12 protein-coding genes are annotated in these 12,437 nt (G+C 48.6%); all 12 read left to right on the plus strand.

Features of this window, described 5'->3' with window-relative positions; genetic code table 11:
* Positions 1-2,802: a [protein-PII] uridylyltransferase gene (locus RS24_RS07745; protein ID WP_021777652.1), complete on the plus strand. Its 2,802-nt coding sequence runs from the start codon at positions 1-3 to the stop codon at positions 2,800-2,802.
* Positions 2,802-4,415: a murein biosynthesis integral membrane protein MurJ gene (gene murJ / locus RS24_RS07750; RefSeq protein ID WP_021777653.1), complete on the plus strand. Its 1,614-nt coding sequence runs from the start codon at positions 2,802-2,804 to the stop codon at positions 4,413-4,415. Before RS24_RS07745 ends, murJ begins: the two co-directional genes overlap by 1 nt.
* On the plus strand, positions 4,416-5,435 hold the full coding sequence (gene trpS, locus RS24_RS07755; protein WP_021777654.1) for a tryptophan--tRNA ligase: 1,020 nt from the start codon (positions 4,416-4,418) through the stop codon (positions 5,433-5,435).
* 79 nt (positions 5,436-5,514) lie between these two features.
* Complete coding sequence (locus RS24_RS07760; protein ID WP_021777655.1) at positions 5,515-5,991, plus strand: universal stress protein; 477 nt, start codon at positions 5,515-5,517, stop codon at positions 5,989-5,991.
* A gap of 32 nt (positions 5,992-6,023) precedes the next feature.
* Positions 6,024-6,617, plus strand: coding sequence for a NifU family protein (locus RS24_RS07765; protein ID WP_021777656.1), 594 nt, complete (start codon positions 6,024-6,026; stop codon positions 6,615-6,617).
* A complete protein-coding gene (locus RS24_RS07770; RefSeq protein ID WP_021777657.1) occupies positions 6,610-7,206 on the plus strand; it encodes a malonic semialdehyde reductase in 597 nt (198 codons plus the stop codon). Before RS24_RS07765 ends, RS24_RS07770 begins: the two co-directional genes overlap by 8 nt.
* The gene (tsaB, locus tag RS24_RS07775) at positions 7,199-7,927 is read left to right on the plus strand and encodes a tRNA (adenosine(37)-N6)-threonylcarbamoyltransferase complex dimerization subunit type 1 TsaB (protein ID WP_157833798.1); all 729 of its coding nucleotides are present in this window, start codon (positions 7,199-7,201) and stop codon (positions 7,925-7,927) included. Before RS24_RS07770 ends, tsaB begins: the two co-directional genes overlap by 8 nt.
* A 9-nt stretch (positions 7,928-7,936) precedes the next feature.
* Positions 7,937-8,452: a GNAT family N-acetyltransferase gene (locus RS24_RS07780; protein ID WP_021777659.1), complete on the plus strand. Its 516-nt coding sequence runs from the start codon at positions 7,937-7,939 to the stop codon at positions 8,450-8,452.
* Between the two features lie 8 nt (positions 8,453-8,460).
* Positions 8,461-8,916, plus strand: a complete 456-nt coding sequence (locus tag RS24_RS07785) for a Fur family transcriptional regulator (protein WP_021777660.1) — start codon at positions 8,461-8,463, stop codon at positions 8,914-8,916.
* A 2-nt stretch (positions 8,917-8,918) separates the two neighbouring features.
* A complete protein-coding gene (locus RS24_RS07790; protein ID WP_021777661.1) occupies positions 8,919-9,764 on the plus strand; it encodes a lysophospholipid acyltransferase family protein in 846 nt (281 codons plus the stop codon).
* A gap of 27 nt (positions 9,765-9,791) precedes the next feature.
* Complete coding sequence (gene miaB, locus RS24_RS07795) at positions 9,792-11,162, plus strand: tRNA (N6-isopentenyl adenosine(37)-C2)-methylthiotransferase MiaB (protein WP_051295611.1); 1,371 nt, start codon at positions 9,792-9,794, stop codon at positions 11,160-11,162.
* A gap of 146 nt (positions 11,163-11,308) precedes the next feature.
* On the plus strand, positions 11,309-12,394 hold the full coding sequence (locus tag RS24_RS07800; protein ID WP_021777663.1) for a PhoH family protein: 1,086 nt from the start codon (positions 11,309-11,311) through the stop codon (positions 12,392-12,394).
* The last annotated feature ends 43 nt before the right edge of the window (positions 12,395-12,437 follow it).

The raw sequence follows: 12,437 nt of genomic DNA on the forward strand, positions 1-12,437 counted from the left end.
ATGAAAACTAAACAGTCACAAAAATTAAAAAAGCCACATACGGCAGGAAAAATTCGAAAAGAGTTTGATAAAATTGCGCGCGACCATATGAACGTGTCTGATGATGCCCTCAATCAATCAAAAGCTAGAGCGCTTGAGATGCTTAAAAAGACACTGGCAAAAGGGCATGCGCGCGCGCATAAAAACTTGCTCAACCGGATTTATCGTGGCGGCAAATGTGCAGAAGTCATTAGCACTTTGATGGATGATATTATTGTTGAACTGGCGCGCTTCGCTAACAATCTTTTGAAGGGTGAAGATGGGCAGCCGATATCATGTGCGATTGTTGCGGTTGGGGGCTATGGGCGCCAGCGTCTTGCACCCGGCTCTGATATTGATTTGCTATTTATCACCCCGCCAAATGCAGACAAAGCCAGCCTGGAAGTCGTGGAATTTATTTTATATATGCTCTGGGATATGGGGCTTAAGGTTGGACACGCGACGCGTGATGTTGAGGATTGCATCTTCCAAGCCAAAGAGGATATGACGACCCGGACAGCGATGCTCGAGTCACGCTTTTTGACGGGTGATGAAGTCTTGTTCACTAAATTTCGTAAGAAATTTGCTGGAAAAATTCTAAGCGGGTCGGCGCGTAATTTTGTCAAAGCCAAGTTGGATGAGCGTGACCTCAGGCACAAAAGAAGTGGTGAAAGCCGATATTTGGTTGAACCCAATGTTAAAGAAGGTAAGGGCGGGTTGCGCGATCTGAACACATTATTCTGGATTGCTAAATATTGTTATGCGGTTGACACGGTTGATGAGCTGGTAAGTTGCGGATTTCTCTCTCGGGAGGAGCTGAACCTTTTTAAACGTTGTGACAATTTTTTATGGGCTGTCAGATGTCATTTGCATTTTCTGACAGGGCGCGCCGAGGAGCGGCTGGGCTTTGACAATCAATCTGCCATGGCAGAAGCAATGGGTTTCAGGTCCACAAGTGGCCTCAGTAAGGTTGAGCGCTTCATGCGCCAATATTTTTTAATCGCCAAGGATGTTGGCGATCTGACAAGAATTTTCTGCGCGCGCCTTGAGGCGGAGCAAACCAAGCCAGGTCGCATGGCGCGTTTGCCGGCGCTGTTCCAACGTCAAAAACAGGTACATGGTTTCACCATATCCGGACAGCGCCTCACCATGGTTCGCTCGGATGTCTTTCGTCGCAATCCAGTCAATCTCATCCGCATGTTTAAAATTGCCAATGATTATAAATTGCTAATCGACCCCAATACGTTGCGGGAGGTAACGCGGTCGCGCCACCTTATTGATAAGAATTTACGCGAAAACCCTGAAGCCAATAAGCTGTTTCTGGAAATCCTCACATCGCGCAATCACCCTGAGCGCATTTTGCGCCGCATGAATGAGGCCGGAGTTTTGGGCAAGCTATTGCCGGATTTCGGGCGGATTGTCGCTATGATGCAGTTTAACATGTATCACCATTATACGGCTGATGAGCATTTGCTCAGAGCCATTGGTATTTTGTCTGAATTGGAGCGCGGTGAATTGGAGGACGACAGTCCGTTGGCGCACCGCTTAATGTCGCAAAATATCAACCGCAAGGTGATTTACCTGGCTGTCCTGCTCCACGATATTGCCAAGGGGAGGCCTGAGGATCACTCGCTTGCTGGCGCGCGTATTGCTCGGCGTCTTGGGCCACGGCTTGGCTTGACCAAAAATGAAACCGAACTTGTAGCCTGGCTTGTGGAATTCCATCTGGTTATGAGTGATACGGCGCAACGGCGCGATCTGACGGATCCACAAACCATTGAAGATTTTGTATCGAGTGTTCAGACGTTAGAAAGATTACGCCATTTATTAGTTCTCACCGTGGTCGATATTCGTGCCGTCGGGCCGGGTGTTTGGAATGGCTGGAAGGGCCAGCTCTTGCGAGAGCTTTATTTTGAGGCCGAGGCTTTATTGGTTGGTTCTGCCAGCCATGCCAACAGACCCTTGCGGGTTGCAAATGCTCAGAAGGAATTTCTCGATGTTTTGAAAAAAAACATGCCCGATTGGGCGGAAGCCCAATGCAAGAAATATATCGCCCGTCATCATGATGCCTATTGGTTGAGTTACGACATTGATACAAAAATTAAGCATGCGACTTTGCTCTCTTCGGTTGAAGACTCAGCTTTTCAGATTGAGGTTACGGAAGATAAAAAGCAGGAAATTCTTGAGTTAAACTTCACCTGCCCTGACCATCCCGGCTTGTTTTCGCGTTTATCGGGCGCATGTGCTGTGGCTGGGTTGACGATTGTTGATGCCAAGCTGGCCATCACCAAGGACGGCATGGCGCTGGATGTTTTGCGGTTGCAAGAGCCTGAGCGTGAAAACTTTCCCGATAAGGCGCGAGTTAAAAGACTTATTGCAACCATAAAAAGTGTTTTACAGGGCGATATTTTACCTCCTGACCGCCTTGCAGATGTGCCTTTCTCACGGCGGGTTAACGCCTTTAATGTTGTTAATAATGTGACGATTGATAATGAGCTATCGAGTCATTCGACAGTTATTGAGGTCAGCGGACTTGACCGGCCAGGATTACTCTATGCCCTCGCCAAAACATTATTTAATCTCAATGTAACAATCGTATCGGCGCGCGCGGTTACTTTTGGTGAAAGAGCGGTGGATGTGTTTTATGTGCAAGACCTAACAGGAGAAAAAATAAAACGTAAATCCAAATTGACGGCCATAATGGACGGCTTGGAGATGGTGCTAGCTAACCAATCCAACCCAAAACGCGCCAAACCAGCTAAACAAGGAAGAAAAGCGGCTTGATGAAGCGTTTTTCCATAATCAAAGCTGCGGCGACGGCGGGGGTTGCGACTTTAATGAGTCGTATTCTTGGGTTTATGCGCGATGTGATGATTGCAGCCTCATTGGGCGCGGGCCCTTTGGCGGATATATTTGTTGTTGCTTTTAGGTTGCCTAATCTTTTCCGTCGGCTCTTTGCAGAGGGCGCATTTAACGCTGCTTTTGTGCCTGTTTTTGCAAAGCGGATGGAAGCTGAAGGTGTTGACGCGGCGCGCAAGTTATCGGCAGAGGTTTTGGCGGTATTGCTTGCCGGACTGATTGTTTTCACGCTTCTTGCTGAGTGGTATATGCCCTATTTAGTGCATGCGCTGGCGGGCGGTTTTCGGGCTACGCCGGAAAAGTTTGATTTGGCAGTAACCTATTCGCGCATCACCTTTCCCTATCTTGTTTTCATGTCGCTCTTGTCGCTTTATGCGGCGATGCTGAATGCGTCGGGTCGTTTTGCTGTTGCCGCATTTGCGCCTGTTTTGCTCAATGTTGTTCTAATTGGCGCTCTGGTATTGGCGGCAATGATGGGGCGGGACAGTCTCGCATCCTTGATTTGGGGCGTTGCGATTGCCGGGGTGGTGCAATTTCTGATGGTTTGGTTCGCGGTCAAGCAAGCTGGTCTGGGCATAAGACTGCAACGCCCTCGCCTTACCGAGGATGTAAAAAGGGTTTTGACTCTGGGTATTCCGGGCGTACTCGCTGCGGGCGTAGGTCAAATTAATTTATTAGTGGGGACGAATATCGCCTCTGCACAAAATGGGGCGGCGTCATGGCTCTATTATGCCGACAGGCTATATCAATTGCCGCTTGGTGTTATTGGCATAGCCCTTTCAATCGCTTTATTGCCTGACCTCTCGCGGCGATTAAAGGCGGGCGATGAGGCGGGTGCGCGCAACAGCCAGAATCGCAGTTTGCAAATCGCCATATTGTTTTCTATCCCATGTGCCGTCGGCTTGTATCTTCTGGCTGATCCGGTCATTGCCGTTTTGTTTCAACGCGGCGCATTTTCTGTGGCAGATACTACGGCTACCGGTGTTGCGCTTATGGGTTTTGCCATTGGCCTTCCCGCTTTTATAGGCATTAAAGTTTTGCAACCAAGCTTCTTCGCGCGCGAGAATACTTTTTATCCCTTTATTTATGGTGCGCTGGGTGTGGTGGCGAATATCGCTATTAGCCTGACATTCTTCCCTATCTATGGGCATGTAGCGATTGCCATTGCCACGAGCATTGCAGGATGGCTCACACTGGTAACCATGAGTGTGCATTTGTTCATCAGTGGCTGGCGACCTGATAGGGCTTTGGTTTTTGGCACGCTGGCAATTCTTTTTTCGGCAGTGCTGATGGCTGTGGTGCTTTATAATTCTCCTTTTGCGCCGCCTGAAGGTGAACCTAATCAGACTGTGTCACTTGCGCTATGGCTTGGTGGTCATATTCTAGCAGGCACAGTGCTTTTCCTGTTCTCCGCTTTGGTAACAGGGGCTTTGGGAAGAGATTTACTTGGCAATTTTAAATCTCTTGATCGTGCGTCACGGCTTGCCAAATCCAACGCATTGCGTGATAAGGCTGATGAAAATGAAAAGGATGATTAAATGACGGATTTCCATCCACGGGTCTTTTCTGGTGTCCAGCCGACTGGCAATCTCCATCTTGGTAATTATCTTGGCGCGATCAAAAATTTTGTTGCCTTACAGGACAGCCATGATTGCATTTATTGTGTGGTTGATTTACATGCCATAACTGTCTGGCAGGATCCGCAGGAGTTGAAACAGAATATTTACGAAGTGACTGCGGCGTTTCTGGCAGCCGGGGTGGATGCCACTAAACATGTTGTTTTCAATCAAAGCCGTGTTTCTGCTCATGCTGAGTTAGGCTGGATTCTAAATTGCGTTTCTCGTATTGGTTGGTTGAACCGGATGACCCAGTTCAAGGAAAAAGCAGGTAAAAACCGTGAAAATGCCTCAGTCGGTCTTTATGTTTATCCCAATTTGATGGCGGCAGATATTTTGGCCTATCGTGCAACACATGTGCCGGTCGGTGATGATCAGAAACAGCACCTCGAACTGGCGCGAGACATAGCGCAAAAATTTAATCATGATTATCTCGGTGAAAATGCACCGCCTTTCTTCCCTTTGCCGGAGCCAGTTATTACCGGAGCGGCGACGCGTGTGATGTCATTGCGCGACGGATCACGTAAAATGTCTAAATCTGAACCATCTGAAATGTCTCGCATCACACTGACGGATGATGCTGATGAGATTGCCAAAAAAATCAAGAAGGCCAAGACAGACCCTGATCCGCTTCCCGGCGACAAGGAAGGGCTTCAGGGGCGTCCTGAAGCATCGAATCTTGTGGGTATTTTTGCTGCTCTATCTGATCGGGATGTGGATGCTGTACTCACCGAATATGGTGGCAAGCAATTCTCAGAATTTAAACCGGCTCTGGCAGATTTGGCTGTCGAGGTGCTTGCCCCGATAGGCGCGGAGATGTCCCGTTTGCTTGATGCACCCGAGCATCTTGAGGCGTTTCTTGCCGACGGTGCGGCGCGGGCTGATGCCATCGCAAGCCCTGTTTTGTCAAAAGTGAAAGAAATGGTTGGTTTCTCGACCTAAGACGGTTTTAATATCTGCGACAAAGAACAAGAACAAAACAGCGCTTGCCGCATCATTTGAGATAAGGCAATTTATAACCATGTATAAAGACGCACACTTACCGCGAAAATTTCTGGTTGTCGTTGATGGCACGCCCGAGTCACGCGCGGCCTTGCGGTGGGCCGAGCGACGGGCGCATGGCAATGGCGGCCAGTTAGCTCTGCTTGTGGTTTTGGAGCCCGGCGGCTTTGAGCATTGGCTTGGTGTGGAAACGTTGATGAAAGAAGAGGCCAAAGAGAACGCCGAGCAGATACTAAAAGAACTCTCTACAGAGGTTGAAAAAATTGCCGGACGCTTGCCGGAGACCCATATAATGGAGGGTGACAGAATTGAGCAGGTGATAGAGCTAATCAATAGTGATAAGACCATCTCAACCCTTGTGCTTGCCGCCGGCACGGACCCAGCCGGCCCGGGGCCGCTTGTCGGTGCTCTGGCTACTGGAAAGGCGGGTTTTCACATCCCCGTTACAGTTGTGCCGGGCGAGTTAAGTGATGATGAAATAGATGCGTTGACCTAAATAAGATCCGTGCACGAAAATCTGGAGAAAGAATGTTTATACAAACTGAAGAAACCCCAAACCCAGCAACACTGAAATTTCTACCCGGGCACGATGTGATGGGCGCTGCGCCGCCGGCTGATTTCCCGAATGCTGAGAGCGCTAAAGCTTCCCCTCTTGCGGAATCACTTTTCAAGATTCCTCAGGTAAGTAGTGTTTTTCTTGGCTCGGATTTTATTACAATCACAAAATCTGAGGATGATTGGCGGCAACTTAAGCCCATTCTTCTCACCGCATTGATGGATTTCTTTTTAACGGGTTTGCCCGTTATTAACCAGACACCAGCCCCTCAAGATGTTTCCGAAGGCGCTGATGGTGAAGAAGGTGACTCTGAGATTGTGTCCACCATTAAGCAGTTGCTAGATACGCGTGTTCGTCCTGCCGTAGCGCAGGATGGTGGGGATATCGTTTTTCACGGCTATGAGGACGGTGTGGTTTCTCTAACTATGCGTGGTGCATGTGCTGGCTGCCCGAGTTCAACCGCGACGCTCAAGCATGGCATTGAAAACTTACTGAAGCACTTTATCCCTGAAATTAATGAAGTGAGGGCAACAGAAGGTGGTGCAGAAGGAGATAGTCATGTCTGACAATACGCTAGATAATAAAGCGTTGGATTTATTGTTCCGTGAAGCGCGTTCACAGAATGCTTATGTTAATGCGCCTCTAACGGACGACATGCTCAAAGAGCTTTACGATATTTGGAAATATGGCCCAACGAGTGCGAATTGCTCTCCGGCGCGCGTTATTTTCGTCCGCAGTGAAGAAGGTAAAGCAAAGCTATTGCCGCACCTTATGGGGGGCAATCAAGAGAAAACGAAATCAGCCGCCGTGTGTGCGATTATCGGGCATGATGTTAAATTTTATGACCGTATCCCCGAGCTTTTTCCGCATCTGCCAGAGGCGCGGGAATGGTTCAGCAATGACGATAATTTTGCTGCAGAGACGGCTCTTAGAAATAGCTCCTTGCAGGGCGCGTATTTAATGATTGCTGCGCGTGCAATGGGGCTTGATGTTGGCCCGATGTCAGGCTTTGACCCAATAGGGGTTGAGGAGGCTTTTTTCCCGAACAGCACGATAAAGGTAAACTTTCTATGTAATTTAGGTAAGGGCGATCCGTCGGCTGTTTTCGAACGTTCGCCACGCCTTTCCTTTGAGGATGCTTGCACTATTGCCTGACCCGCAACACCGCCCTACCGTTCTGGCTTGTGACACGTCACAACAGGCGTGCTCTGTTGCGCTTGCACTTGCAGATGGCAACATCATTGAGCGTCTTGAAGAAACAGGTCGCGGGCATACCGAAAAACTTCCCTTGATGATTGCTGATATTTTAGAGTCATCTGGCGTTGGTCTGCAGGATGTGGATAGGTTGGGTGTCACGGTGGGGCCAGGAACATTTGCAGGTGTGCGGGTGGGGCTTGCGGCGATGCGCGCCATAAGGATTAGCCACCACCTGCCGTTATATCCCATAACAACCACACATGCTCTTGCCTTGCCTATCCAACAAATGATGCAGGAAGATGAAGCGCATCACTGCATTGTTGCGATTGATGCACGACGTGGTGAACTTTATTGCCAGATTTTTGATGCGCAAGGTCACCCTGTTAGTGAAGTGATGGCTCATACCCCGGAAGCGCTGGTAAAAATTATAGCAAAGGAAGGTGTATCCCGTTCCAACATTATTGGTTCGGGGTCTGAAATTCTTGCCGCGCTCATGCGTGCAGATGCTGTGTCATGTCTAGAAATGCCCTTTTGGCCTCAGGCTGGGTTGATTGCCGATTGGGTTGCCCGTCAGGAGGTCTTGCCGGAAAATACACCGCCGCCAGAGCCTTTGTATTTGCGCCCGCCCGATGCAGCTCTTCCCGATGCTTCCAGCTTCCTGACGCGCCAAGAGGGGTGAAAACTTTTCATGATTATGAAAGTTCACGATACCAACCTATCCCCGCCTGAAGACATAGATGGTGGAGAGCCTATAATCTGCCCGGCACAAGCTGACCCGGCTTTCCTTGCGGATCTGCATAAGGGTGGTTTTACGAGCGCATATGAACAACACTGGAATAATAAGGCCATGTCTGAAATGCTTGCTATGCCAGGTGTTTTTGTTCACCAGTTTTCCGCCGGGTTCATTATGACCCAAATAAGTTTCGAGACCGCTGAGATTCTTACCTTTACTGTGTTGCCCGGCCTGCGGAGGAAAGGTTATGGTGTTGCTTTATTAAAAGCTGCAATGCTTCATGCTTTTAATAAGGGGGCGACACGCATGCTTCTGGAAGTGGCTCCGGATCGTGAGGCCGCTTTGGGGCTTTATAGTCGCGCAGGATTTAAACGCATAGGGGTTCGTAAAAATTATTATGCGGGCCCTGAAGGTAAAAGAGATGCTTTTTTAATGGAAATCGGACTTGGAACAGAGTTTAATTTTAGGTAAGAGTGATTATGGCTGATAACAGTAAAATTGAAGTTCTTTGTGAGCGCGCCGGTATGCGCATGACGGGTCAGCGTCGTGTTATTGCTCGGATCCTGTCCGAGTCGGATGACCATCCTGATGTTGAAGTGCTTCACCGCCGCGCCGTTCTCGAAGATTCGGGGATCTCAATCGCCACGGTTTATCGCACTGTCAAACTCTTTGAAGAAGCCGGCATTTTGACTCGCCATGATTTTGGAGATGGTCGCTCAAGATATGAGACGATCTCTGAGAATCACCATGATCACCTTATTGATTTGCAATCCGGAAAAGTTATCGAATTTTCAAATGATGCCATTGAAGAACTCCAGCGGCAAGTAGCAGAGAAGCTAGGATATAAGCTTATTGATCATAGGTTGGAGCTTTACGGTGTTCCGCTTGAACATGGAAAACCCGCAGGTGCTTCTGACGATAATCAAGATAGTTAATTATGCTTCCTGATATTGTTCGTATTGCTCTTCGCCTGATATTAGTTTTAGCATTAATAGCTCTTCTTACTCCCTTTCAATTTCTTATAATTACTCTGCGTTTGCCCGGCAGTCATTTCTTGCCGCAACTTTTTCATAAAGGCGTCCTCAAAATTATTGGTGCTAGAGTACGGCTGTCGGGGCCTTTGCCTGCGCCGGGGACGCTGATTGTCAGTAATCATGTGTCATGGCTGGATATATGCATTATCGGTTCCGTTTTGCCTGTTAATTTTGTTGCCAAAGCGGATATATCTGGCTGGCCTATTTTCGGATCTATGGCGAAATTGCAAAAGACACTTTTTATAAATAGGGATCGACGCAGTGATACGGCTAATCAGAGAAATGCTATGCAGGACAGACTGCTTAATGGCAGCCGTTTGGTGCTCTTCCCTGAAGGGACAACAGGGGATGGTACAATTGTATTTCCCTTTAAGTCTGCTCTTTTTGCGGCGGCTGAGTTACCAGAAGACGACAAGCCGATACCTATTCAACCTTTATCCGTCGCTTTCGCAGAATTAAGCGGTATTCCGATGAGTCGCCGCATTCGGATAAAATATGCCTGGATTGGTGATGTGGGTTTATTAGCCAATATGCTTCATGTCTTGAGAAGCTATTCTTTCACGATTAATTTAACTTTCCACGAGCCCACCAATCTTGTTGCCGCAGGGGGGCGCAAGAAGCTTGCTCTCTCCGCCCATCGTCAAGTACAAAATGGTGTTGCTAACACCACTGTGGGCTCTGTTTCTGTTGTGGCGTCAGATGCTGATGTGACACCCGAGTTCGAAGTCTCCCCCAAGCCTCTTGCCTAGAACGTCTAAACTGTCTAAACGAAAATCATGGAAAAGCATAAATCCGTCTTCATAAAGACTTATGGATGCCAAATGAATGTTTATGATAGCGAACGCATGGGCGAGGCGCTGAATACGGCTGGCTATCATCCGGTGGATACGCCAGACAAGGCCGATATGGTTATTCTCAATACCTGCCATATCCGTGAGAAAGCGGCTGAGAAAGTTTATTCCGAGCTTGGTCGGCTCAAAAAGCTAAAAGACATAAATGAAAATATGATTATCGGTGTCGCCGGATGTGTTGCCCAAGCGGAGGGTGAAGAAATGCTCTCTCGTGCGCCGACGGTGGATTTGGTGTTCGGCCCTCAGACTTTCCAGGCATTGCCCGAAATGCTTGAGGAGCTGGCGGATAACAGGGCCGACGCGCTGGAAGAAAACGGACATATCAAGAAAGCAAAGGGCGTCGTCAGAACAAGCTTTCCGGCGGAAGAAAAATTCACCACGTTGTTCGAAACACCACGACAGCCCTTGGTCCGCAGTCCTGCTGCCTTTGTCACTGTTCAGGAGGGGTGTGATAAATTCTGCACCTTTTGCGTTGTGCCTTATACAAGGGGTGCTGAAGTCTCCCGCGCTGCGGCAGAAATTGAAGCCGAAGTCGTGTCCCTTGCGCAAAAAGGCGTCAGTGAAATCACTCTTTTGGGGCAAAACGTCAATGCATGGCTTGACGCTGAAGAAAATGATATGGGATTGGGGCAGCTATTAAGGCGGTTAGCGCAAGTGGATGGCATAGAGCGCCTTCGTTATACCACTTCGCATCCGCGTGATATGGATGATGCGCTAATCGAAGCGCATGCTGATTTGCCTGAGCTGATGCCTTATTTGCATCTGCCCGTGCAGGCCGGATCGGATAAAACCCTCAAAGCCATGAATCGCAAGCATACGGCGGAGGATTATATCGAGCTGGTTGACCGCATCCGTGCTGCACGTCCTGATATTGCATTGTCCTCTGATTTCATTGTTGGCTTTCCGGGTGAGACCGAAGAGGATTTTACCGCGACGCTGGATCTTGTGAAGCGGGTGACTTACGCGCAAGCATATTCGTTCAAATATAGCCCGCGCCCCGGAACGCCAGCTTCTGAGGAAGAGCAGATTGCTGAAGATGTAAAATCAGAGCGTCTAGCGCGCCTACAGGATGTTCTCAATGCTCAACAAGTCACCTTTAATGCTTCGCAGACGAATGAGACGCTAGAGGTTTTGTTCGAAAAACAGGGTAAAAAAGTTGGGCAGATGGTTGGGCGCAGCCCTTATTTGCAAACCGTTCATGTGGATGCAGATGAGACGGTAATCGGGAGAATTTTGCCTGTCAAAATTGAAAAAGCTCACGCTAACAGCCTGTCTGGTAGAATTTCTTCTATTTAATTCTTATTTGGATTTGCTCCTTTAGATGTTACACCTATATGAAGCTTGTGTGAATTCAGGGATTGTCCCTTGCGCGGCAGACGCAATCACGCCATATTTTTATTAATGATATTTCAACTTAACAGCTATATTCGAGGAGCCCGCGATTGAGCAATTTGAAAGCCGGAGCTACCGCGGATCGCTCCAGATATAACAGTCAGCTAATTCTTGATTTTGATGACAATCTTTTGCTGAGTGAACTTTTTGGAGCACACGATACCAATCTGGTTCGAATTGAAGAAACGCTCGGCATATCCATTGTTAGCCGGGGTAACAAGGTTTTCCTCTCCGGCAATCAAACAGCATGCCAGCGTGCTGGCGAGGTTCTAGAGCAGCTTTACAGCCGTCTTAAAGCTGGTGATCGTATCAGTAAAGGTGATGTTGATGGTGCGCTACGCATGACAGTGGCGCCCTTAAAGGTTAAGAAAAACAAGTCATACGTCAAAAACGGCAAAGGATCGGGTGGGCAAGATTTGAACAGCGGTGTCAGAACTCAAAAACGGGCGGTTGCGCCAAGGTCGCCCACACAGGCAAGTTACATTGAAGCCTTAATGCGCGACGAGTTGATTGTCGGTAGTGGCCCCGCAGGAACCGGCAAAACCTATCTCGCGGTAGCCGTTGCGGCGTCTATGCTTGTTGAAGGTAAGGTGGATAGAATCATCCTCTCACGGCCAGCCGTAGAGGCGGGGGAAAATTTGGGTTTTCTGCCCGGTGACATGCGGGACAAGGTCGACCCTTATTTGCGCCCGCTATATGATGCGCTTTACGACATGCTCCCCGGGCCGCAGGTTATGCGGAGCATGGAGTCCGGGGAAATTGAAATTGCCCCACTCGCTTTTATGCGCGGCAGGACATTGGCAAATTCTTTTGTCATTTTGGATGAAGCCCAAAATGCGACACCGATGCAAATGAAAATGTTCCTGACCAGAATGGGCGAAAACAGCCGCATGGTGATTACTGGTGATCCGAGTCAGGTGGATTTACCTTTTGGGGCAAAATCTGGCCTGCGTGATGCGATGGAAATTCTGCCCAAAGTTAAAGGGGTCAGTATTGTGAACTTTACGGAGAAAGATGTTGTGCGGCACGATATGGTCACCCGCATCGTCAAAGCTTATAATAAACGCGACAGAAAACTCACAGATTTTAAAGACAATAATGAAACGGAAGATAGTAAAGCCCCTGAGAGTGAATGAAGAGTTTCGAGAGAAGCCGAAAGCGTTGCCGCTTCACATAACT

The organism is Candidatus Micropelagos thuwalensis, from assembly GCF_000469155.1.
GTDB classification, from domain to species: Bacteria; Pseudomonadota; Alphaproteobacteria; order RS24; family RS24; genus Micropelagius; species Micropelagius thuwalensis.

Excerpts from the sequence above, each read along its gene's own strand:
- RS24_RS07745 (WP_021777652.1), top strand. The coding sequence starts at position 1 with ATGAAAACTAAACAGTCACAAAAATTAAAAAAGCCACATACGGCAGGA.
- murJ (WP_021777653.1), top strand. The coding sequence starts at position 2,802 with ATGAAGCGTTTTTCCATAATCAAAGCTGCGGCGACGGCGGGGGTTGCG.
- trpS (WP_021777654.1), top strand. The coding sequence starts at position 4,416 with ATGACGGATTTCCATCCACGGGTCTTTTCTGGTGTCCAGCCGACTGGC.
- RS24_RS07760 (WP_021777655.1), top strand. The coding sequence starts at position 5,515 with ATGTATAAAGACGCACACTTACCGCGAAAATTTCTGGTTGTCGTTGAT.
- RS24_RS07765 (WP_021777656.1), top strand. The coding sequence starts at position 6,024 with ATGTTTATACAAACTGAAGAAACCCCAAACCCAGCAACACTGAAATTT.
- RS24_RS07770 (WP_021777657.1), top strand. The coding sequence starts at position 6,610 with ATGTCTGACAATACGCTAGATAATAAAGCGTTGGATTTATTGTTCCGT.
- RS24_RS07780 (WP_021777659.1), top strand. The coding sequence starts at position 7,937 with ATGATTATGAAAGTTCACGATACCAACCTATCCCCGCCTGAAGACATA.
- RS24_RS07785 (WP_021777660.1), top strand. The coding sequence starts at position 8,461 with ATGGCTGATAACAGTAAAATTGAAGTTCTTTGTGAGCGCGCCGGTATG.
- RS24_RS07790 (WP_021777661.1), top strand. The coding sequence starts at position 8,919 with ATGCTTCCTGATATTGTTCGTATTGCTCTTCGCCTGATATTAGTTTTA.
- miaB (WP_051295611.1), top strand. The coding sequence starts at position 9,792 with ATGGAAAAGCATAAATCCGTCTTCATAAAGACTTATGGATGCCAAATG.